This is a genomic window from uncultured Bacteroides sp. (genome assembly GCF_949298305.1).
Classification (GTDB): domain Bacteria; phylum Bacteroidota; class Bacteroidia; order Bacteroidales; family Bacteroidaceae; genus Bacteroides.
The window spans coordinates 1-21,645 of record NZ_CASFWU010000015.1; the positions used below are offsets into that span (position 1 = coordinate 1).

Sequence of the window (21,645 nt, forward strand, 5' to 3'; positions counted from 1 at the left end):
AGTCCTTCGTAAGCAGATAATACTCAGTCGTATCCTTGCCCTTCTCGAACATGGGCTGATACTTGAACGGAGGTGTTGTTGCCATAATTACTACTTGCTTTAAAGTTGTTATAATCTTGTTGCTTGCAAAGGTAAGAAGTATTATCGAAATATTTTTTTAATCGAAAGTCTTTTCTTCAGGCTCGAAAAAGGTTTTTATGCCTTTCCTATCTTTTTCATTCTTCCAATCAACTCGTCTCCCAGCGCGCTCTTCACCTCGATGTGCTTCAGCACGGCAGTGACGAAGGGATTGCTCTCGAAGTCGCCACGCACCTGCTCAAAGTCCATTTCCTTCTCCAGGCGAGAGCCGTCGGCACCGAAACCGGTCATGGAAGCCATGGAGAACTCTTTCTTGGCGTCTTCGTAGACCATGCGGTCGAGGCCGATGACAGACTCTTTCCACTTCTCGACGATGCGGATGATGTCGGCCGCCGTCATGGCTTCGGGCTTCACACCGTAAAACTCTTCCAGCTTCTCGTAAGCCCACGTCCACTCGTACGTATAGTAGTTAAGGTGCATCCGTTCAAATTCTGCATTGATTTCCTTCAGCTTGTTGACAGTACCGTTTTCAATCCCGTCCATCAGGGCATCAATCTCGCTCTTCGGTACTATCAGTCCGGAGATGTCAACCCATTCGCCCGTACCAATGGAGGTGTCGGGACGAAGGCGGGCGCGAATTTCGTCGTCGTTGCGGAAATCGATGCCTTCGAGCCGTTTGATGACCGAATTGCCGAGGAACTTGTGGATGGCAATCTCGTAGAACTTGATACCCTTGGCCAGCGACGAGTTGCGTATCTTGGCGCTGTGGAAGGAATAGATGTCAGAAAGTTCGCCGCTGGCATGACGCAGGTTGAGCAGTGTCTCGCGCCCCTTGAACATCTTCTGTACGGTGTAGGGACTGAGCAGGTTGTAATTGATGAAGTCCAGCTTGTTAGGGTCTTTGCGGCCGTCGCGCTTGGGCCACTTCTGCGCATCGCGGATGGTGCCGACACTGCGCAGGTTGACACCCGGTACCAGATACGTGGTGTTGTTCTGCTCGATGAGGTACGAGAACGGCAGGTTGGACGTATCCGAATGGTTGACGTGGCGACCCATGACGAGCGAGAAGGCACCCACACGGGCAGGCCACAGGATGTAAGAGTCGGACGTTGTCTTGGCACCGCGCTCCAGCGTACCCTGGTGGATGGGGCCGAGCTTGTACATGTGATTGCTCTGGTTGGAGCCAGAGCCGGCATTCATGAACGAAAACATTCCGGCAATGAGCAGCGTCGACTTGTGGTGCGTCACGGTGAACGGCCCGGCAAAGATGGCACATGCCTCGCCGTTCTCGCCCTGACAGTTGCTGAAGAACAGGGAGTCGGAAGCCGAATAATTGTGACCCAGCTTGCAGGCCTGTCCCACAAAGCAGCGCGAGAGCATGGCGCCGTCGTCCACATGAGAGCCGCTGGAGATGATGAAGTCGTCGCAAATGACTCCGTGACCGATGTGTACAGGTGCCGACTCGTTACTGTTGATACTGCCGTTGAAAAGACGGCAGGTGCCGCAAATGTGGCAGCAGTCACCGATTCGTACATTCTTGATAGACCCCGTATTCACAATAGTCACGTGGTTGCCAATGGTACCCACGGTGGAAGCATGCTTATTGGAGTAATAATCCGTAATTTCTTTCAGCCGCGCAATGAGTTCCGGACGATGTCGGTAAAGAGCCATAAAGTAAGCCAAGTGTGCAGAGAGCTTGTCGTTGATAAGCACTTCGCGCCCGCCGGTTTCATTAAGGACGGATACCTCGACACTGTTGCCGAAGCGCGAAAGACCGTCCACGAGGATGATGTCCACGTTCTCGATGAACGTGTCGTGGCCAATCTCATAATTGGCGATGTAGTTCTGGATGTTCTCAATACAGCAGTTATCGCCCACTGTGACGTTGTGAAGCGTTACATGGCGCAAGCCCGAGTGCTTGCGGATGCCGCCGGGCAGCTCGAACTCCGAGCGGAAGGCGCCTAAACGGACTTCGCCCGAAAAGCGGGTGTGGTGAACATATTCGGTCGAGAAGTCTTCGGACACGCTGACCTTATCCCAATTGTCGGCCAGACAGGACTGGCTTTTGAGCCGGAGCACTTCATCTTCAGTCAATTTTCTATAATTCATAGCCTTAATCATTTTAGTTCCTTATTTGTATATTGGTTTCAGAAGTCCCTGACTTTCATACGGGCAGCCCGACAGACATTATTCGTAGGTGTCATAAAGGAAGTCGTTGTAGGGGTACTTCTGCACATGCAGTTCCTTAACCCTCTTGTAGACCACTGTCTTCATCTCCTCAATGTTGGTCTTCTCACGGGCCGAGACGAAAAGGCAGTTATCCTCCATCTTGGCCATCCACGTGCGCATCAGCTCCTCCAGCGTCCAGTTCTCCTTGGTACGGGGCGTCAGGTCGTCCTCGTCCTTGCGGACGTAAGTGTAGGCGTCAATCTTATTGAACACCAGTATCATGGGCTTGCCTGCCGCACCGATGTCGGCCAATGTCTTGTTCACCACTTCTATCTGTTCCTCGAAGTCGGGATGCGAAATGTCCACCACATGCAGCAGCAGGTCGGCCTCGCGCACCTCGTCCAGCGTTGACTTGAAGGAGTCCACCAGGTCGGTGGGCAGCTTGCGGATGAAGCCCACGGTGTCGCTCAGCAGGAAGGGCAGGTTCTCGATGATGACCTTGCGCACGGTGGTGTCCAGCGTGGCGAAGAGCTTGTTTTCGGCAAACACCTCGCTCTTGGCCAGGAGGTTCATCAGCGTGGACTTGCCCACGTTGGTATAGCCCACCAACGCCACACGGATCAGCCGGCCGCGGTTCTTGCGCTGCGTGGCCTTCTGCTTGTCAATCTCGGCCAGGCGTTCCTTCAGCAGGGCCATGCGGTTCAGGATGATACGACGGTCCATCTCCAACTGCGTCTCGCCCGGTCCGCGCAGACCCACGGAACCCTTTCCGCCACCGGCGCCCGAGCCGCCTCCCTGTCGCTCGAGGTGCGTCCAGAGCCGTTGCAGACGGGGCAGCATGTACTTGTACTGCGCCAGCTCCACCTGCGTCTTGGCGTTGGCCGTCTGTGCACGCATGGCGAAGATGTCCAGGATGAGCGACGTGCGGTCCAGTATCTTCACCTTCAGCTCGCCCTCGATGTTGCGTATCTGTTTGGCGGAGAGCTCATCGTCGAAGATGACCATGCCAATCTCCCGCTCTGCCTCCTCCTCGTCCTTGATGTATTGCTTGATTTCGTCCAGCTTGCCCTTGCCCACGTAGGTGACGGAGTTGGCCTGGTCCAGCTTCTGCGTGAACCGCTTCACCACCTCGGCCCCTGCCGTCTCGGCCAGGAAAGCCAGTTCGTCCAGGTATTCGTTGGTCTTGCGCTCGTCCTGCGTCTTGGTGATGAGTCCCACCAGCACCGCCGTCTCCACTTGCGCCTCTGAAATTACAAATTCTTTCATGTTCTTTTCTTTATTCTGTTAGTCGGTCCCCGCCGCTGCGCGCCCGTCACGGCGCATTTCGGCCGAGGGGCCTTGCGGGTGGCAAATATACGAAAAAATTCTTGCACCCTTTCATGGAAAAGCGTTACCTTTGCCAACCAAAGAAATTCAAAGACTTATGCCACTCAATTTACCCGACAGGCTTCCGGCCATCGAGCTGCTGAAGCAGGAAAACATATTTGTCATCGACACGTCACGGGCCACGCAGCAGGACATCCGCCCCCTGCGCATCGTCATCCTGAACCTGATGCCCCTGAAGATAACCACGGAGACAGACCTCGTTCGCCTGCTCTCCAACACGCCGCTGCAGGTGGAGATACAGTTCATGAAAATCAAGAGCCACACGTCCAAGAACACACCCATCGAGCACATGAAGGCCTTCTACACCGACTTCGAGAAGATGCGCGGCGAGAAGTACGACGGCATGATTATCACCGGCGCACCGGTAGAGCAGATGGACTTCGAGGAAGTGAACTACTGGGACGAGATTACGGAGATATTCGACTGGGCGCGGACACACGTCACGTCCACCCTCTACATCTGCTGGGCAGCGCAGGCCGGGCTGTACCACCACTACGGAGTGCCCAAGTATCCGCTGGCGCAGAAGATGTTCGGCATCTTCGAGCACCGTCCCCTGCAACCCCTACACCCCATCTTCCGTGGTTTCGACGACCTCTTCTACGTGCCCCACAGCCGGCATACCGAAGTCAGGAAAGAAGACATTCTGAAAGTGCCCGAACTGACACTGCTCTCCGAATCGGCCGAGGCAGGCGTCTACCTGGTGATGGCGCGCGGCGGGCGCGAATTCTTCGTCACAGGGCACTCCGAGTACTCCCCCCTGACGCTGGACACGGAGTACCGGCGCGACCTGGCCAAGGGGCTGCCCATCGAGATGCCCCGCAACTACTACATCGACAACGACCCCGACAAGGGCGTACTGGTGCGCTGGCGCTCGCACGCCAACCTGCTGTTCTCCAACTGGCTGAACTACTTCGTCTATCAGGAGACACCCTACAACATCAACGAGATTGAATAACCCTGCCTGCGGAGGGGTTTTACTGGCAATCCGGACCATGCAAGCATCCTCCGCGGACCATGCAAGCATTCTCCACGGACCATGCAAGCATTCTCCACGGACCGTGCAAGCGTCCTCCGGGCAGGCCGCGAGGCATCACATAAACCATTGAACGTGAAAGAGAAACGAAAGATAGAGCTATTGGCTCCGGCCAAGAATCTGGAATGCGGCATCGAGGCCGTGAACCACGGGGCCGACGCGGTCTACATCGGCGCGCCCAAGTTCGGAGCACGGGCCGCCGCCAACAACTCGCTGGACGACATCGCCGCCCTGACGGACTACGCCCACCTCTACGGCGTGCGCGTCTACGTCACCGTAAACACCCTCCTGAAGGATGAGGAGCTGGCGGAGACGGAGCGCATGATATGGCAATTGTACCGCAGGGGAGTGGATGCCCTCATCGTGCAGGACATGGGCATCACGCGGCTCGACCTGCCCCCCATCCCCCTGCACGCCAGCACGCAAATGGACAACCGCACGCCGGAGAAAGTGCGCTTCCTGGCCGAAGCGGGCTTCCGCCAGGTGGTGCTGGCCCGCGAGCTGTCGCTGGACGAGATTGCCGCCATCCACCGCGCCTGCCCCGACGTGCCGCTGGAGGTGTTTGTCCACGGCGCCCTCTGCGTCAGCTACAGCGGCCAGTGCTACGTCAGCCAGGCCTGCTTCGGGCGCAGCGCCAACCGCGGAGAGTGCGCCCAGTTCTGCCGACTGCCCTTCACGATGACGGACGCCGAGGGGCGGGTCATCGCGCGGGACAAGCACCTGCTCTCGCTGAAGGACCTGAACCAGAGCGACCGCCTGGAGCAGCTGCTGGACGCGGGCGCCACCTCGCTGAAGATTGAGGGAAGGCTGAAGGATGTCTCCTACGTGAAGAACGTCACCGCGGCCTACCGCCGCCGGCTGGACGCCATCCTGGCCCGTCGGCCGGAGTATGCCCGCGCCTCGTCGGGCACAAGCCGCTTCGACTTCACGCCCCAGCTGGACAAGAGCTTCAGCCGCGGCTTCACCCACTACTTCCTGCAGGGGCGGGGCGAGGACATCGCCTCGCCGGACACGCCCAAGTCCATGGGCGAGGCGATGGGCACCGTGAAGGAGCAGCGCGGCGGATGGGTCAGCGTGGCGGGCGTGAAGCCCTTCCACAACGGCGACGGCGCCTGCTTCCTCGACGAGCAGGGACGGCTGCACGGATTCCGCATCAACCGCGTGGAGGGCAACAAGCTGTACCCCGCCGCCGACCTGCCCCGCATACGGCCCCGCACGCCCCTCTTCCGCAACTTCGACCAGGACTTCGAGCGGGTGCTGGCACGCAAGTCCGCCGAGCGAAAGCTGGCCCTCAGCTGGCTGCTGACGGACACGCCCTGGGGCTTCGCCCTGACCGCCACGGACGAGGACGGCAACCGCGCCACCCTGGCCTTTGCCCACCCCAAGGAGCCTGCCCGCACGCCGCAGGCCGACAACCTGCGCACGCAGCTCTCCAAGCTGGGCAACACGCCCTTTGAAGCGGGAGGCCGGGACGACGCCATCGTCATCCGCCTCTCGGGCAACTGGTTCATCCCCTCGTCCGTACTGGCCGACTGGCGCAGGCAGGTCGTGGAACGGCTGACGGCCCTGCGCCGCACCAACTACCGCCGCGAGACGGCCGTGTGGCGGCCCACGGCCCACCCCTACCCCGAGACGACGCTCACCTACCTGGGCAACGTGATGAACGCCGAGGCGCAGGCCTTCTACCCCGAACACGGCGTGAAGGACATAGCCCCCGCCTACGAGCGCCGGGCCGAGCCGGGAGCCGCGCTAATGTTCTGCCGCCACTGCCTGCGCTTCAGCATGGGGTGGTGCCCCACGCACCAGGGCGGACGCTCGCCCTACCGCGAGCCCTACTACCTGACGGCCGGCGACGGCCGGCGCTTCCGGCTGGAGTTCGACTGCCGCCGCTGCCAGATGAAGGTCTACAAAAATGAAGAATGAAGAATGAGGAATGAAGAGCATATTAATAAGGTGTACGGCGGGGCCTCGCAGAGGCATCCGGACAGGCCTGTGCATGGCTGCGCCTTCCTTCTTCATTCTCCGCTTTTCCTGCTTCACTTGCTCTGCTGGCCGTTCCTCATCCTCTCCCTCGCCGCCTGCCACTATCCCCGCCCCGACCTCGACCGCGAGGGCATGAGCCCCCGCACGCGCGACTCGCTGGCCTGCCTCTACGAGCGCCACTACACCTGGAACACCAACCTCGAAGTCCTGGCCGACTCCGTGCCGCTGGAGCTGCTGCCCATCAAGAACACCTACCACACCCTCCGCCGCGGCGACCGCGTGGTCGTGGCCGAGTTCGCCGTCCACCCCAAGGACACGGTGGACACCGTCTGGGTGAAGCTGGCCCACACGCAGGAGGTGCAGGGATGGGTGAGGGAATGCGACCTGAAGCGCGACTTCGTGCCCACGGACAGCATCTCGCAGTTCATCCACCTCTTCAGCGACACACACGCCTCCTACTTCGTGGCCGTCTTTGCCCTCTTCGTGGCCGTCTGGCTGCTGCGCGCCTTCAGGCGGAAACAGCTCAAGCTGGTCTACTTCAACGACATTGACAGCATCTACCCCCTCCTGCTCTGTCTGCTCATGGCCTTCAGCGCCACCGTCTACGAGACGATGCAGGTCTTTGCCGCCGACACGTGGGAACACTACTACTACAACCCCACGCTCTCCCCCTTCCGCGTGCCCTTCATCCTGTCGGTGTTCCTCACCGCCATCTGGCTGTTCATCATCGTGCTGCTGGCCGTGCTCGACGACCTCTTCCGCCAGCTCACCCCCGCCGCGGCCTGCTTCTACCTGCTGGGGCTCGCCTCGTCGTGCATCTTCTGCTACTTCTTCTTCATCCTCACCACCCACATCTATGTGGGCTACCTCTTCCTGGCCGTCTTCGTGTGGATATTCCTCCGCCGCCTGCGCCTCTCACTCCGTGCCTCGCGCTACCGCTGCGGGCGTTGCGGCGGCAAGCTGATGCACAAGGGCGTGTGTCCGCACTGCGGCGCCGTCAACGAGTGACCCGCCGCGGAAGGCCGCCGGCGCCACGGGCAGGAAAGCCCTCTGTCTCACGCAGGAAAAAAGTCGGACTCCCGCGGGAGAAATATCCATTCCCCCGCAGGAAAAACCTTCGGACATGCGTGTCATTTCTTCGTGTCCAGCCTTGACACGATTGTGTCCAGCCTTGACACAGCTGTCTCCAACCTTGACACAATTGTGTCAAGGCTGGAGATGGAAGATTCATAGGCATGTCTGAGCATTTTCTCTCGAATCCCGTCAAGTTTTTCTGCCCGTGTATTCAGGTTTTCCTGCCCATGTCACCGGGGAGGTTTTCTGCCTGCCGGGACATCGGCCTGCCTCCAGACGGCGAAGCCCCCTTCCTGCGCGGGCAGGGAGGGGGCTTCAGTCGGTCTTGGCGGATGCTTTCCGCCGGATGCCGTCAGAAACGGCAGCGGAGGTCAATGCCCGCCTGCAAGGGGCGTCCCCGCTGGACGAAGCGGTTGCCCATGCTCTCGAAGCCGAAGGCGTCGTAGCGTTTGTCCAGCGCGTTGCGCACCCACAGCCCCACGGCGCCCTGCCCTTTCTCCAGGCTGAGGCGACCGTTCAGCGTGCCGTAGAAGGGCTGGCTGAAGGCGTTGTCCTCCGTCCAGTAGATGCGCCCGGCGGCGTTGTAGTCGGCATTGAGGCGGATGCGGTCCAGCAGGGCGCCGGCCCGGAGGAAGAAGACGTACTGCGCGCCGATGTTCAGCGTGTGGCGGGGGATGAAGGGCACGGCCTTGCCGCGGTAGTCGGCCTCCTGTCCGGCGGCGTCCACGGTGAGGTAGTCGCGGAAGGTGGCGTAGGTGTATCCGTAGCAGGCGTTCAGCGTCAGCGCGTCGGTCAGCCTTGCCGTCACGGAGGCCTCTGCCCCGAGGCTGCGGCTGCGTCCTGCGTTGCGGACGGTGCGTCCCAGGCCGCTCTCCGAGAACTGCGACACCTGCTGGTTGCGGGTGTCCATCAGGAAGGCGGCCAGGTCGGCCGTCAGACGGCTGTCGGCCAGGGTCAGGTGCGTCCCGGCCTCGTAGCTCCAGGTGTATTCGGGCTTGTAGACGGCGTTTCCGGCCACGTCCACCTCGGCGTCGGGCATCATGGTGCCAATCATGTCCGCCATGCTGCCGAAGACGGGGCTGCCCATCAGCGCCTCCTTCATGGAGTTGCGCAGCTGTGCCTCGACCAGCTCGCTGAACATCTGTATGTTGTACCCGCCGGAGCGGTAGCCCTTGGCGGCGGTCAGGTAGACGTTGTTGCCCTGCCGCCACTCGTACTGGAGGGAGAATTTGGGCAGCAGCTGCAGGTAGTCGCGCTTCAGGGTGCCCTCCAGGCCCGAGCGTGCCTGCATCTCGGTGTCCTCCATCTGCATGGGACCCATCTTCAGCGAGAAGCCGAAGTCCAGGGGCGCGGCGGCTGAATTGTAGTCCAGCCACATTTTCTCGTAGTCCAGCCGCAGCCCGACGGTGGCCGAGAGGCCCTTCACCAGCAGGTCGTTCCACGTGCTCTGGTGGTAGAGGGCGGCGCTCATCTGGGGGGTGGAGAAGGTGCCGCCGACGGGCAGCGTCTGGTTGTAGATGCTCAGGTGCATCTGCGGGGCGCGGTCCGAGGTGGGGAAGGCGTTGTTGGCGGCGTCCTCAATCAGTTCCTCGATGCCCTGCCGCTTGAAGAGGACGGGTCCCTCCGTGTCCAGCCACTGATAGAAACCGAAGGCTCCGGTCGTCCACTGCCAGCGCTTGCCGGGCTTGGACTTCAACACCACCTCCTCGCTCACGGTGTTGGAACGCTGCTTCTGCATCAGCGTGAAGATGTCCCTGGGGCTGAAGTCCTGGTCCATGTCCATGCGGTCGTTCAGATGCTGGTAGCCCGTGATGAAGCTGGCAATGAAGCTGCTCGCCTGGTACTCGATGTTCATGCCTCCGTTCAGCATTCCGCGGCGGTAGCAGCTCTCGTCGTTGTAGGCTATCTTCCCCACGAGGTCGGGATAAGTCTCCTCGCCATTCACCCTGCCCACATAATAATAAGGATAGGCCCCCTGGTCGCTGTACTCGTAGCTGAGGTTGAGGTCCATCTTCAGATTCTCGGCGGGCAGGTAGAGGGCATGGAGACGGCCTCCGCCCGCGTTGCCGCGGTCAATGCGTTCGCCGTCCTTGAAGCTGTTCTTGAAGAAGCCTCCGTCGTGCTCGAAGAAGCCGCCCGCCGAGAAGGCAAAGCGCTCCGAGATGCGGTGGTAGTGGGTCAGCGAGAGGTCGTAGTCGCCGTAGGTGGCGGCACCCAGGCGGACGTCGGTGCCCTGATAGGAGAAAGGCGACTTGGTGTGTACCTTGATGAGCCCGCCCATCGTGTTGCGCCCGTAGAGGGTGCTTTGGGGGCCGCGCAGCACCTCAATCTGCTCGATGTCCGCATAGTTGAAGTCGAAGGCGGACTTGTCTATGAAGGGGATGTTGTCCACGTAGAGGCCCACGGCGGGAGTGTTGATGCGCGAGCCGATGCCACGTATGTAGACGGCCGTGGTCAGCCGCGCGCCGTAGTCGGGGATGAAGAGGTTGGGCACGACGGCAGTCAGGCTCTTGATGCCCGTCACCTGCCTGGCCCGCATGTCCTGTTGCGTCAGCAGGCTGACGGCAATGGGCAGTTCTCGCAGGGCCTTGGTCTCCTTCGGCGCGGCCACCACGACCAGTTCGTCCGTCTGTATGGTTCTCAACGTATCGGCCTCTTCGGCCGCCAGGCTCCCCGCCAACAGGGGGAGCAGGATTGCACTCAGCAGTCTCTTGATATACATAATTCAATTCATCTGGATTTGTTCGGGCTGCAAAGTAACGACAAACCCGCGGGACGTGCAATCCTCACTTATGAGGAAATCGGGGGGGGAAAGAAACCGAAGAGGACGTGGGAGACAGGCTAACGTCCCAACAATGCCTCCAGATATTGGGGATTGCGACGGGTGTCCCACACGAAGGCGATGAGGACATAATCCGGACGGACCAGATAGAATATCTTGCAGTGACGCTTCACGATGTAACGATAGTCCGTAGGCTTGCCGTCAATGACTTCGCGGCTTCCCATTTCGGGGAAGACAAGCAGATAACGGGTCTCGGTCCGGATGTCCTCAACGATTCTGCGGGCCGTTTCGGCTCCCGCCTGAGGCAGATAGAAGCGGTAAACGTCCTTCAGGCTTTCGACAGCCTGCTTCGACCATCGTATCACCATGACTGCATTTCTTTAGCCAGTTCGTCGTCGCTGATACATTCTCCCAGTTCGTCTTGCTGCACGGCCTTGTCCATCAGCCTGTCCAGCAGGCCTGAAGGCATGGCTGCCAGTTGTCCGCCGGCCTCTTCGTTGCGTATCAGATGACATGCCGCAGCCAGTTTGGTCAATGCGGCCTCGCTGTTGAAACCATTGATGATTTCGCGTACCAGTTCCAGTTTATATGCGTTCAGTTCCATGATGGATGCTTTTTCTTTAGGGATGACACTTCACAAAGATAAAGGAAAACTTTGACATCTTCATCCGCACATTGTCTATTTAACACCGCCCCGCCCCCTTATATCCGGTCGGCCTCCACATAGCCGTGCATCACGGCATAGATGGTGAGGCCCGATACGGACTTGATGCCCAACTTCTCGGTGATGTTCTTGCGGTGGCTGATGACGGTGGTCAGACTGATGTTCAGGCGGTCGGCAATCTCCTTGTTGATAAGCCCCTTGACCAGCAGTACCAGCACCTCAATCTCGCGTGCCGACAGTTCGTGTCCGTCGGGCAGCTTGCCGGGATGCCCGTGGCGGTGTCCGTGACCGTGCAGCTGCACGATGGCCTTTACCAGTGCCTTCTCGGGCTGACAGATGTTCAGCGTCAGCGTGCCCGCCAGTTGCGGATTGCCCTCGCCCGCAGCCAGCACAATAGTTCTGGGCCGGCGGGGCAGGAAGAAGGCCGTATGCTCAAAGTAGACCTGCGCCGAGACGAAGTAGTGGGCATACATGTCAGGCGTGTCGTCCATGAAGGCAGCAAACGAGGGAAACGTGCGGATAACGGCTCCGGGGATGAGTTCCTCCAGCAGCCCGCGCAGGCCCAGACTGCTCAGGGTATTGGGGTCGATGATGGCGATTTCGGGGGAAGACATACTTCAAGGTTAATGGTTTATATGCCTGCAAAGAACGCTATTTTTGAGGAAATCGCCAAGTGCCCGAAACAGGAACACGGATGACAGACTGCCAGGGATTCGCCTGCAAGGCCGACCGGTTTTCCAAGGAATCGGTCGAAAAAAGAACATTATTGTTTGCTTTTAGCACAATCTTTATTACATTTGTATAATCTTTATTGCTTACGACAATTAAGACGTAAAACCAATTATTCACTTAAATTTAATATCATTATGTTTAAAGCTCCTTTCTCTTTCAACGGACGTATTCGCAGAATCGAGTATTTCCTTTCGGCCGTCATCAGTTCTATTTTTGGTGGTATCGCCATGGCACTGGGTGTAGGAACCATGTTCTTAGGTGTGGCTTCCAATTCGGCCAGCGGTTTCGGTTTTGGCGTACTGATTGGCATCATCGTACTTATTGCAGACATCTGGTTCGGCCTGGCACAGGGCGTGAAACGCCTGCACGATGTGGACAAGTCCGGATGGCTCATTCTGCTGGGTCTTATTCCGTTAGTCAACATCGTTCTGGGTCTGTACATGCTGTTCGCCGATGGTACGGTAGGTCCTAACTCTTACGGACCCGACCCGAAGAACCGCATGCCCTACCAGCAGCAGCCTTCTTCCATCAACGTAACGGTGAACGTCGGCAACGAGAAACCTGCCGACCAGGCGCCGCAGACTCCTTCTTCTGCTCCCGCCGAAGGAGAAGAGGCCAAATGACACCTTCCCTGAAGAATGAAAGACTATCCGCAAGTTCCTGAAAAGCATCGGGAAGTTGCGGATAGTTTTTTTACGGCTTCCGGTGCGCCTTCTTTCCGCCCCGGACGAGCCGTACATTTTGTACGGCCTACAAGCAAAACGGTTGCAAAAAGTCAGCATAAAAGGCCATTTGCCTACACCGGACATTGACCAAAAGTGTCGGGCAGAAGCGGGAAAGCAGCTCTCCGCACATCCGGAGCAGGCACCGTGCAAGCCCGGTCCGTCCACCATGCTTGCATCGTCCGTCGTCCATGCCTGCATCGTCCGTCCACCATGCTTGCATGGAGCGTACCGATTGCTTGCCTGGAAGGGCGAAAATGCCTGTACGGAATGGCCCCAACCCCTGTTCCGGCCTTGCGGAAGGGCAACTGGCCCCCACAATGCGGCTTCCGGAAGCCACAAAGCGGGCATTTTCCTCTCCCGAAAGTCCTTTTCCATTCTCTTTCAAATGTAAGGATTTCGCTATCCACCTGCCGTACAAACAATTACGGCATTTCGTCTCCGTTTTTCCGAGCAAGCCGGGCGGAAGGCCGGAAAAACGGATTCTCACGCATCAGAGAAATCAAAGTGTCAAAATGTAAAGAAGGGCAATGCAAGCCGCTGCCACGGCAACGGCTACGACACCCGAGCTACACCGGGGCCGGATTGAAAACCGACGGATGGGGGCTTGGACCATGGGGGCCTGCACGCCGGACAGAGCCAGTGCAACCCTGCCGCACGGATTTCAGTCCGGCCCTTTGGGAGGGAAGCGGAGTGTTTGAATACGGTTGGCAGCATCACATCCCCCTGCAATACCCAGCCGCAGCCTCGGCACACCGCTCGCCGTCCACGCCGGCCGAAACGATGCCGCCGGCATAGCCTGCCCCCTCGCCACAGGGGAAGAGGCCGCGCAGGCGGACGTGCTGGAGAGTATCGCGGTCGCGCACAATGCGGACAGGAGACGACGTACGGGTTTCGACAGCTATCATCACCGCCTCGTTGGTGAGGAAGCCGCGGGCGTTGCGGCCGAACTGCTGGAAGCCCTTGGCCAGACGGCCGGCAATGAACGGAGGCAGCCAGAAGTGCAGGGGCGAGGCTATCAGCCCGGGCGCATAGGACGACTCGGGCAGGTCGGCGCTGAGGCGGCGGTTCACGAAGTCGGCCATGCGCTGGGCCGGTGCCGTCTGCTGCCGGTTGCCCTGCTGCCAGCAGAGGCGCTCGAGGTGTTCCTGCAGGGAAAGCATGTTTAATGAAGAATTTCCACGACTTGATAACAATTCTTCATCCTTCATTCCTAATTCTTCATTCTCCAAGTCTTCCGGTCTGACTTCCACCACCATGCCGCTGTTGCTCCAGCGCGAGCCGCGGTTGCTGGGGCTCATGCCGTTCACCACAATCTGTTCGGGACCGCTGGCGGCGGGCACGATGAAACCGCCGGGACACATGCAGAAGCTGTAGACACCGCGGCCATCGACCTGCGTGACAAAGCTGTACTCGGCAGCGGGCAGGTACCTGCCGCGTCCGTTCTTGTTGTGATATTGTATCTGGTCGATGAGGTGGGCGGGATGCTCCAGCCGCACGCCTACGGCGATGCCCTTGGCCTCTATCTCTACGTTGTTGGCGGCCAACCAGCGATAGACGTCGCGGGCAGAGTGGCCGGTAGCCAGAATGACGGGGCCGAGAAAAGTCTGACCTGTGTTGGTTCCGATGCCTTTCACTTCGTCGCCTTCAATGAGCAGGGCGTCCATGCGGGTCTGGAAGTGAACTTCGCCGCCGCACCGAAGAATGGTGTTGCGCATGTTCTCGATGACGCGTGGCAGCTTGTCGGTACCGATGTGCGGATGTGCGTCCACCAGAATGGAGGTGGATGCGCCGTGCTGGCAGAAGACGTTGAGAATCTTGTCCACATTGCCGCGCTTCTTGCTGCGGGTATAGAGCTTGCCGTCGGAATAGGCCCCTGCCCCACCCTCGCCGAAACTGTAGTTCGACTCGGGGTCTACGGCCTGCGTGCGGCTGATCTGGACAAGGTCTTTCTTGCGTTCGCGCACGTCCTTGCCGCGCTCTACAACAATGGGGCGCAACCCCAGCTCAATGAGGCGCAGGGCAGCGAAGAGTCCGCCGGGGCCGGCACCTACGACGACGACCTGCGGGCGGCCTTCTACATTATTATATACGGTTTGTTGGTACTCGTCGTCTTTCGGCATTTCGTTGACGTAGGCCCGTACGGTGAGGTTGACCAGCACCGTCCGCTGGCGGGCGTCGATGCTCCGCTTCAGGATGCGGGTGGCGTTTATTTCTTTCTTGTTCAAGCCTTTTTCGTTAACCAGATAGTCAATCAGGCGTTGCTCGTTAGCGGCTACTTCGGGTAGCACTCTGATGTTATATTCGTATGTCATTGTTTCACCACAGAGGACACAGAGTCCCACAGAGTTTTAAAAGTTTATAAAATATATCGTTTGATTCCTTCTTTCAGACTTTTTACATTGAAGTTTATCAATAAACCATAATGCTTATGTGACAATTTCATATACGTCAGTAGCTGAGCTGTATGTATAGGAGACAAAGTCTCGACTGCTTTCAGTTCAATAATTACCGTATCATTCACCAAAATGTCTAATCTGTATCCTGCATCCATTCGGATGCTTTTATAAATTACAGGTAATGCTTTTTGCCTTTCGACTTTTAGTCCGCATTGGATTAACTCAAAACACAGACATTCCTCATAAGTACTCTCCAAGAGGCCTGGTCCTAAAGCCGAATGTACTTCGTATGCTTTATTCAATATTAAACCAGTCAATTCGTTAACTGTATTCATTGTTATTCTCTTTTTACTCTGTGAAACTCTGTGTACTCTGTGGTGAACTCAACCAAATAAAGTTCTGAATGCTTCTTCCACCTTCCTCACCGGCACCAGTTCGATGCTCAGTTTCTTCGTGTTCAGTCCCTGCAGGTTGTATTTAGGCAGGAGGAACTGTTTGAAACCCAGTTTTTCGGCCTCGCCGATGCGTTGCTCAATGCGGTTCACGGGGCGGATTTCGCCCGAGAGGCCTATCTCGCCTGCCATGCAGACGCCCGGCTCAATCTCCGCATCCATGTTGCTGGAGAGGATGGCGCTGATGACAGCCAGGTCGATGGCCGGGTCGTTCACCTTGAGGCCGCCCGCAATGTTGAGGAAGACGTCTTTCTGCGCCAACTTGAAGCCTACACGCTTCTCGAGCACGGCCAGGAGCATGTTCATGCGACGGATGTCGAAGCCCGTGGCCGAGCGTTGCGGATTGCCGTAGACGGCGGAGCTGACCAATGCCTGCGTCTCGATGAGAAAGGGACGTACGCCTTCGATGGCCGAGGCGATGGCCACGCCACTCATGCCTTCGTGATCCTGACTCAGCAGCAGTTCGGAGGGGTTGCTCACTTGGCGCAGACCGTCCTGACGCATTTCGTAGATGCCCAGCTCGGCAGTGCTGCCGAAGCGGTTCTTGATGCTGCGCAGAATGCGGTACATGTAGTGCTGGTCGCCCTCGAACTGAAGGACAGTATCGACGATGTGTTCCAGCACCTTGGGACCCGCGATGCTGCCTTCCTTGTTGATGTGGCCGATGAGGATGACTGCCGTATGCGTCTCCTTGGCGAAGCGCAGGATGCTGGCGGCGCACTCGCGCACCTGGGCGATGCTGCCCGGCGAGGACTCCAGCGCTTCGGTCGAAATGGTTTGTATGGAGTCAATGATGACCAGGTCGGGGCGGGTGTTCTTGATGTGGACGTATATCTGTTCGAGCGACGTTTCGCACACGATGAGGCAGTCCGACGACTGCTTCGTCAGCCGTTCGGCACGCAGCTTCAGTTGCCGCGCGCTTTCCTCGCCCGAGACGTAGAGGATGCGTTTCTCCTGCATTCGCAGGACGGTCTGGAGCACCAGTGTCGACTTGCCGATACCCGGTTCTCCGCCTATCAGCACCAGCGAGCCTTGTACCAGTCCGCCGCCCAGTACACGGTTCAGTTCGGCATCCTTCAGGTCGATGCGGGGCTCGTCCGCCGCCTCAATTTCGTCTAAAGTGACAGGTTTGGCCTTGACGGTCTCGATGCCCGAAACGGGACGTTTACTGACAGGTTCCTTACGCACCACCTCTTCAACGAAGGTGTTCCACTGTCCGCACGAGGGACACTTGCCTTGCCATTTGGGCGACTCTTGTCCGCAATTACTGCATACGTAAACGGTTTTCTCTTTGGCCATAATCGGAGGGGAATTTATGAATTGCGGGTTCAAAGGTACTTTATTCACCACAGAGTACACAGAGTTTCACGGAGTTTTTTTACTTTTGTTCGTGCAGTACACAGGCAAACGCCTGTGGGACGCGGTACGAATATGAACAAAATCTTTAACGACTGAAAGTATGATAGACGAAATTCTGAAATTCAACAAACAATTTGTGGCCGAAAAAGGATATGAGAAGTATATCACGACGAAATATCCCGACAAGAAGATAGCCATCCTGTCGTGCATGGACACCCGGCTGACAGAGTTGCTGCCTGCGGCTTTGGGCATCAAGAACGGTGATGTGAAAATGATTAAGAATGCGGGAGGCATCATCTCGCACCCCTTCGGCAGTGTAATCCGAAGCCTGCTGGTTGCCATCTACGAACTGGGAGTGACAGAGGTGATGGTAATTGCCCACTCGGACTGCGGCGCATGCCACATGAGCAGCGAGCAGATGATTGAGCACATGAAAGCCCGAGGCATCCATCAGGAAACCATCGACATGATACGCTTTTGCGGCGTGGACTTTGAGTCGTGGCTTTACGGCTTCGGCGACACAGAGAAGTCGGTACGCGAAACGGTCACAGCTATTCTTAACCATCCGCTCATCCCGCACGACATCCGTGTGTCGGGTTACATCATCGACTCCGTAACGGGTGAACTGACCCCCGTAGAATAACCTTCTGAACGGGTTGTAAGACCGGTTTGTGGGATATTTGTACGGCTCACGGACAACATTTGTACGGTTTGCGAGCCGTACAAGTGTCCCATAAATGTATTGCAAGTGTGACTCGCTACGGCTGCAGATGGGGAGCAGGAACTATTTTTATACCGTAATTTCTCCGGCCAGCGGACGCCCCATCCGCTTGCGCACCTCTGCCGGCGAATAATCGTGTCCCAACAGGAACATCAGCTTGGTGACGGCGGACTCGGTGGTACTGTCGTAACCGCTCACCACACCCGCCTGCATCAGCCGGTAGCCCGTCTCGTAGCGCTCCATCTCCACCGTGCCAGCACTGCATTGAGTGACGTTGACAATGACAATGCCCCGTTCGCAAGCATCGTGAAGGCGCTTCAAAAGCCATTCCTGACGGGGTGCGTTCCCCGACCCGTAGGTTTCCAACACGACAGCCTTCAGCCCCTTGGTTCCCAAAATGGCGTCCACAACATTGGGCTGTATGCCGGGAAAGAGTTTCAGGATGGCAATGTTGGTATCCAACAGATAGTGGGGCTTCAACATTTTATATTCGGTCTGGATATGGATTTGCACATGGTTGTACTTGATGTGTATGCCCGCCGAAGCCAGCACCGGATAATTGAAGGAACGGAAAGCGTTGAAGTTTTCAGCGTTCATCTTGGTGGTGCGGTTACCACGCATCAGGTGGTTCTCGAAAAAGATACACACTTCGGGAACAATGGGCCGTCCGTTAGGATGACAGGCGGTGGCAATCTCAATGCTCGTCAACAGATTTTCCTTTCCGTCAGTGCGCAGCACCCCGATGGGCAACTGGGAGCCGGTGAGGATGACAGGCTTGCGCAACCCTTCGAGCATGAAGCTCAAGGCCGAGGCAGTGAAAGCCATCGTGTCCGTGCCGTGCAGGATGACGAAGCCCGTATATTCGTCGTAGTGTTCGCTGATGATGCGCACCAACTCGCGCCACACCTCCGGGTTCATGTCCGACGAGTCAATGGGAGGGTCGAACTGGTGGGCATCGATGCGGAAAGAAAACTTCTGAAGTTCGGGTATCTGCTTCTGCAACTGCTCCAGACTGAAGTTCTCCAAAGCACCGGTTTCAGGGTTTTCTATCATGCCGATAGTGCCGCCGGTGTAAATCAGCAATACGGAAGGCTGGTATGATTCCATAAATGTCTTTCTTTCGGATTTTGAGTGCAAAGATAATGATATCCCTTCAAAAAAATTGCAAAATGTCAGAAAAACATGCACGATATACCGCAAGCAACCGGACTTTCCCTATAAAAATGGCAGACGCTTTCCATGCAAAAATCCAACATTCCGCTAAGTATCGGCATTTTTTATCACAAAAATATCGCAAAAAGTGTTAGTTTGAATGTTTTTATTGTTACATTTGCAACACTTATCAAAACAAAATACAGAAACGAAGGAATTATGAAAGGGTTCTACCAACATACCGTCACATCCACATGGACCATGACCCCTCGGGGTTAGGGATAGTATTTGGTGTTTCTACGTGTTACACTGTTTTTCAGCAAGCATTTTTTTCAGGAAGTTTTATTGGGAGATGAAGAAGCAAGCCACACGGTCGCTTCAGCATCCGTTTTTTCATTTTGGGGCTTCCCCATTTCCCTCCACTTTATTCAAAGAACGTAAAAAAAGAACAGCATAATGAAAGTAATGAAATTCGGAGGATCGTCCGTAGGCTCCTCCAGCAGCATTTTAAGTGTCAAGAGAATAGTAGAAGCAGTGAACGAACCTGTGATTGTGGTGGTTTCGGCCTTGGGCGGCATCACCGACAAACTGATAAACACTTCCAAGACGGCCGCAGCGGGCGACGCAGCCTACGAACAGGACTTCCGCGAAATTGTGGAACGCCACGTGGCGATGGTGAAGGAAGTAATTCCTCCGGGCAGAGGACAGGACGAACTGCTGAAGCGGGTGAACGGCCTGCTGAACGAACTGAAAGACATCTTTCAGGGCATCTACCTCATCAAGGACCTTTCGCTGAAGACTTCAGACACCATCGTGAGCTACGGCGAACGCCTGTCCTCCATCATTGCCGCCGAATTGACGGGTGCCGTGTGGATGGATTCGCGCAAATTCATCAAAACAGAGAAAAAACACTCCAAACATACGCTGGATGCCGAACTGACCAACCTGCTCATCCGCGAAGCTTTTGCAGGCATGCCGCCGCGGGTATTGGTGCCCGGATTCATTTCGACAGACAAGACCACAGGAGACGTCACCAACCTGGGACGCGGAGGCTCGGACTACACGGCTGCCATCATTGCCGCCGCCCTGGATGCAGAGAGCCTGGAAATCTGGACAGACGTAGACGGCTTCATGACCGCCGACCCGCGCGTCATCTCCACCGCCTACACCATCAAGGAGCTGAGTTATGTGGAAGCCACCGAGCTTTGCAACTTCGGTGCCAAGGTAGTCTATCCGCCTACCATCTATCCCGTCTGCCACAAGAACATCCCTATCCTGATAAAGAACACCTTCAATCCCGAAGGCGAAGGCACCATCATCAAACAGGAAGTTTCCGACCCGCAGAGCAAGGCCATCAAGGGTATCTCTTCCATCAACGACACGAGCCTCATTACCGTTCAGGGCCTCGGCATGGTGGGCGTTATCGGCGTCAACTACCGCATATTCAAGGCACTGGCCAAGAACGGCATCAGTGTTTTCATGGTATCACAGGCATCGTCGGAAAACTCCACCTCCATCGGTGTACGCAACGCCGATGCCGACTTGGCCTGCGAAGTGCTGAGCGAAGAATTTGCCAAAGAAATTGAAATGGGAGAGATTTCGCCCATACAGGCCGAGAAGAATCTGGCCACCGTAGCCATTGTGGGCGAAAACATGAAACACACGCCGGGCATCGCCGGCAAGCTGTTCGGCACACTGGGACGCAACGGTATCAACGTGATAGCCTGCGCACAGGGCGCCTCGGAAACAAACATCTCGTTCGTGGTGGACAGCAAGTCGCTGCGCAAGTCGCTCAACGTCATCCATGACTCTTTCTTCCTGTCCGAGTATCAGGTGCTCAACCTCTTTATCTGCGGCATCGGCACCGTAGGCGGAAGTCTGATAGAACAGATTCACAGCCAACGCCAGAAACTGATGCAGGAAAACGGTCTCCAGTTGAACGTGGTAGGCATTGCAGATGCCGAAAAGGCCATGTTCGGCCGCGAAGGTTTTGACCTGGGCCGTTTCCGCGAAGAGTTGCAGGAGAAAGGCAAGAAGAGTACGTTGGGCACTCTCCGCAACGAGATTATCGGCATGAACATCTTCAACTCCGTCTTCGTCGACTGTACGGCGAGCGCCGAAGTGGCTTCGCTCTACAAAGACCTGCTGCAGCACAACGTGTCGGTAGTGGCAGCCAACAAGATAGCCGCTTCGTCCGAATACGAAAACTACCGCACACTGAAGCAGATTGCCCGTCAGCGCGGTGTGAAGTATCTGTTCGAGACCAACGTGGGCGCCGGACTGCCCATCATCAACACCATCAACGACCTCATCCACAGCGGCGACAAGATACTGAAGATAGAAGCCGTGCTGAGCGGTACGCTGAACTACATCTTCAACAAAATCAGTGCCGACATTCCCTTCAGCCAAACCATCCGCATGGCGCAGGAAGAGCGTTACTCCGAACCCGATCCGCGCATCGACCTAAGCGGAAAAGACGTAATCCGCAAGCTGGTCATCTTGGCCCGCGAAGCCGGTTACCGACTGGAGCAGAGCGACGTGGAGAAACACCTCTTCGTGCCCGACGACTTCTTCGAAGGTTCGCTGGACGACTTCTGGAAGAAAGTACCCAGCCTGGACGCAGACTTCGAAGCCCGCCGCAAGGTACTCGAAGCCGAGCACAAGCACTGGCGTTTCGTGGCCAAGCTGGAAGACGGCAAAGCCTCAGTCGGCTTGCAGGAAGTAAGCATGGGGCATCCCTTCTACGGTCTGGAAGGCAGCAACAACATCATTCTGCTCACCACCGAACGCTACAAGGAATATCCGATGATGATTCAGGGCTACGGAGCCGGAGCCAGCGTGACCGCCGCCGGTGTGTTTGCCGACATCATGAGCATTGCAAACGTTTAATCCTATTGGGAATGGAGGACAATGGACAATGGGCCTTCCCTGCCCATTTT

Annotated in this window: 16 protein-coding genes; 6 read left to right on the forward strand and 10 right to left on the reverse strand. The window is 57.1% G+C overall.

The annotated features are described in order from the left end of the window. Positions 1-195: 195 nt before the first annotated feature. Both Q1Y74_RS03305 and hflX read right to left on the reverse strand, forming a co-directional pair. Complete coding sequence (locus Q1Y74_RS03305; RefSeq protein ID WP_300812308.1) at positions 196-2,187, reverse strand: DUF4954 family protein; 1,992 nt, start codon at positions 2,185-2,187, stop codon at positions 196-198. Positions 2,188-2,265: 78 nt separating this feature from the next. Then, on the reverse strand, positions 2,266-3,513 hold the full coding sequence (gene hflX, locus Q1Y74_RS03310; RefSeq protein WP_300812309.1) for a GTPase HflX: 1,248 nt from the start codon (positions 3,511-3,513) through the stop codon (positions 2,266-2,268). A gap of 157 nt (positions 3,514-3,670) precedes the next feature. Between hflX and metA the strand changes: the two genes are divergently transcribed. From metA to Q1Y74_RS03325, 3 genes are all read left to right on the forward strand, one after another. After that, on the forward strand, positions 3,671-4,588 hold the full coding sequence (gene metA / locus Q1Y74_RS03315) for a homoserine O-succinyltransferase (protein WP_300812310.1): 918 nt from the start codon (positions 3,671-3,673) through the stop codon (positions 4,586-4,588). Positions 4,589-4,741: 153 nt separating this feature from the next. Then, the gene (locus tag Q1Y74_RS03320) at positions 4,742-6,589 is read left to right on the forward strand and encodes a U32 family peptidase (RefSeq protein WP_300812311.1); all 1,848 of its coding nucleotides are present in this window, start codon (positions 4,742-4,744) and stop codon (positions 6,587-6,589) included. 3 nt (positions 6,590-6,592) lie between these two features. After that, positions 6,593-7,657, forward strand: a complete 1,065-nt coding sequence (locus Q1Y74_RS03325) for a hypothetical protein (protein ID WP_300812312.1) — start codon at positions 6,593-6,595, stop codon at positions 7,655-7,657. Positions 7,658-8,075: 418 nt separating this feature from the next. Here the strand turns inward: Q1Y74_RS03325 and Q1Y74_RS03330 are convergent, their stop codons facing one another. The 4 genes from Q1Y74_RS03330 to Q1Y74_RS03345 form a co-directional block, all read right to left on the reverse strand. Next, entirely contained in the window at positions 8,076-10,445 is a 2,370-nt protein-coding gene (locus Q1Y74_RS03330; RefSeq protein ID WP_300812313.1) for a TonB-dependent receptor, read from the reverse strand. A gap of 119 nt (positions 10,446-10,564) precedes the next feature. Then, positions 10,565-10,873, reverse strand: coding sequence for a type II toxin-antitoxin system RelE/ParE family toxin (locus Q1Y74_RS03335; RefSeq protein ID WP_300812314.1), 309 nt, complete (start codon positions 10,871-10,873; stop codon positions 10,565-10,567). Continuing rightward, the gene (locus Q1Y74_RS03340; RefSeq protein ID WP_300812315.1) at positions 10,867-11,109 is read right to left on the reverse strand and encodes a hypothetical protein; all 243 of its coding nucleotides are present in this window, start codon (positions 11,107-11,109) and stop codon (positions 10,867-10,869) included. The genes Q1Y74_RS03335 and Q1Y74_RS03340 overlap by 7 nt, the downstream gene beginning before the upstream one ends. A gap of 98 nt (positions 11,110-11,207) precedes the next feature. Further along, complete coding sequence (locus Q1Y74_RS03345; protein WP_300812316.1) at positions 11,208-11,783, reverse strand: helix-turn-helix transcriptional regulator; 576 nt, start codon at positions 11,781-11,783, stop codon at positions 11,208-11,210. Positions 11,784-12,035: 252 nt separating this feature from the next. Between Q1Y74_RS03345 and Q1Y74_RS03350 the strand changes: the two genes are divergently transcribed. Continuing rightward, the gene (locus Q1Y74_RS03350; protein WP_300812318.1) at positions 12,036-12,524 is read left to right on the forward strand and encodes a DUF805 domain-containing protein; all 489 of its coding nucleotides are present in this window, start codon (positions 12,036-12,038) and stop codon (positions 12,522-12,524) included. A gap of 815 nt (positions 12,525-13,339) precedes the next feature. Here Q1Y74_RS03350 and Q1Y74_RS03355 read toward each other — a convergent pair. From Q1Y74_RS03355 to radA, 3 genes are read right to left on the reverse strand one after another with little or no spacing between them, the layout of a single operon-like run. Continuing rightward, complete coding sequence (locus tag Q1Y74_RS03355; protein WP_300812319.1) at positions 13,340-14,938, reverse strand: FAD-dependent protein; 1,599 nt, start codon at positions 14,936-14,938, stop codon at positions 13,340-13,342. Between the two features lie 44 nt (positions 14,939-14,982). Continuing rightward, entirely contained in the window at positions 14,983-15,357 is a 375-nt protein-coding gene (locus tag Q1Y74_RS03360) for a GxxExxY protein (protein ID WP_300812320.1), read from the reverse strand. A gap of 48 nt (positions 15,358-15,405) precedes the next feature. Then, a complete protein-coding gene (gene radA / locus Q1Y74_RS03365) occupies positions 15,406-16,773 on the reverse strand; it encodes a DNA repair protein RadA (protein ID WP_300812321.1) in 1,368 nt (455 codons plus the stop codon). Positions 16,774-16,933: 160 nt separating this feature from the next. Between radA and Q1Y74_RS03370 the strand changes: the two genes are divergently transcribed. Beyond that, positions 16,934-17,476 carry a carbonic anhydrase gene (locus Q1Y74_RS03370; protein WP_300812322.1) on the forward strand — a complete coding sequence of 181 codons (543 nt, stop codon included), beginning with the start codon at positions 16,934-16,936 and terminating at the stop codon, positions 17,474-17,476. Between the two features lie 147 nt (positions 17,477-17,623). On the opposite strand, the gene Q1Y74_RS03375 is transcribed toward Q1Y74_RS03370, so the two are convergent. Next, entirely contained in the window at positions 17,624-18,661 is a 1,038-nt protein-coding gene (locus tag Q1Y74_RS03375; RefSeq protein ID WP_300812323.1) for an asparaginase, read from the reverse strand. Between the two features lie 501 nt (positions 18,662-19,162). Between Q1Y74_RS03375 and thrA the strand changes: the two genes are divergently transcribed. Beyond that, the gene (thrA, locus tag Q1Y74_RS03380; protein ID WP_300812324.1) at positions 19,163-21,595 is read left to right on the forward strand and encodes a bifunctional aspartate kinase/homoserine dehydrogenase I; all 2,433 of its coding nucleotides are present in this window, start codon (positions 19,163-19,165) and stop codon (positions 21,593-21,595) included. The last annotated feature ends 50 nt before the right edge of the window (positions 21,596-21,645 follow it).

Coding starts and splice junctions, on each gene's coding strand:
- Q1Y74_RS03370 (WP_300812322.1), top strand. CDS start 16,934: ATGATAGACGAAATTCTGAAATTCAACAAACAATTTGTGGCCGAAAAA.
- Q1Y74_RS03345 (WP_300812316.1), bottom strand. CDS start 11,783: ATGTCTTCCCCCGAAATCGCCATCATCGACCCCAATACCCTGAGCAGT.
- Q1Y74_RS03375 (WP_300812323.1), bottom strand. CDS start 18,661: ATGGAATCATACCAGCCTTCCGTATTGCTGATTTACACCGGCGGCACT.
- Q1Y74_RS03340 (WP_300812315.1), bottom strand. CDS start 11,109: ATGGAACTGAACGCATATAAACTGGAACTGGTACGCGAAATCATCAAT.
- radA (WP_300812321.1), bottom strand. CDS start 16,773: ATGGCCAAAGAGAAAACCGTTTACGTATGCAGTAATTGCGGACAAGAG.
- Q1Y74_RS03350 (WP_300812318.1), top strand. CDS start 12,036: ATGTTTAAAGCTCCTTTCTCTTTCAACGGACGTATTCGCAGAATCGAG.
- Q1Y74_RS03305 (WP_300812308.1), bottom strand. CDS start 2,187: ATGAATTATAGAAAATTGACTGAAGATGAAGTGCTCCGGCTCAAAAGC.
- Q1Y74_RS03330 (WP_300812313.1), bottom strand. CDS start 10,445: ATGTATATCAAGAGACTGCTGAGTGCAATCCTGCTCCCCCTGTTGGCG.
- Q1Y74_RS03325 (WP_300812312.1), top strand. CDS start 6,593: ATGAGGAATGAAGAGCATATTAATAAGGTGTACGGCGGGGCCTCGCAG.
- Q1Y74_RS03355 (WP_300812319.1), bottom strand. CDS start 14,938: ATGACATACGAATATAACATCAGAGTGCTACCCGAAGTAGCCGCTAAC.
- Q1Y74_RS03360 (WP_300812320.1), bottom strand. CDS start 15,357: ATGAATACAGTTAACGAATTGACTGGTTTAATATTGAATAAAGCATAC.
- metA (WP_300812310.1), top strand. CDS start 3,671: ATGCCACTCAATTTACCCGACAGGCTTCCGGCCATCGAGCTGCTGAAG.
- thrA (WP_300812324.1), top strand. CDS start 19,163: ATGAAAGTAATGAAATTCGGAGGATCGTCCGTAGGCTCCTCCAGCAGC.
- Q1Y74_RS03335 (WP_300812314.1), bottom strand. CDS start 10,873: ATGGTGATACGATGGTCGAAGCAGGCTGTCGAAAGCCTGAAGGACGTT.
- hflX (WP_300812309.1), bottom strand. CDS start 3,513: ATGAAAGAATTTGTAATTTCAGAGGCGCAAGTGGAGACGGCGGTGCTG.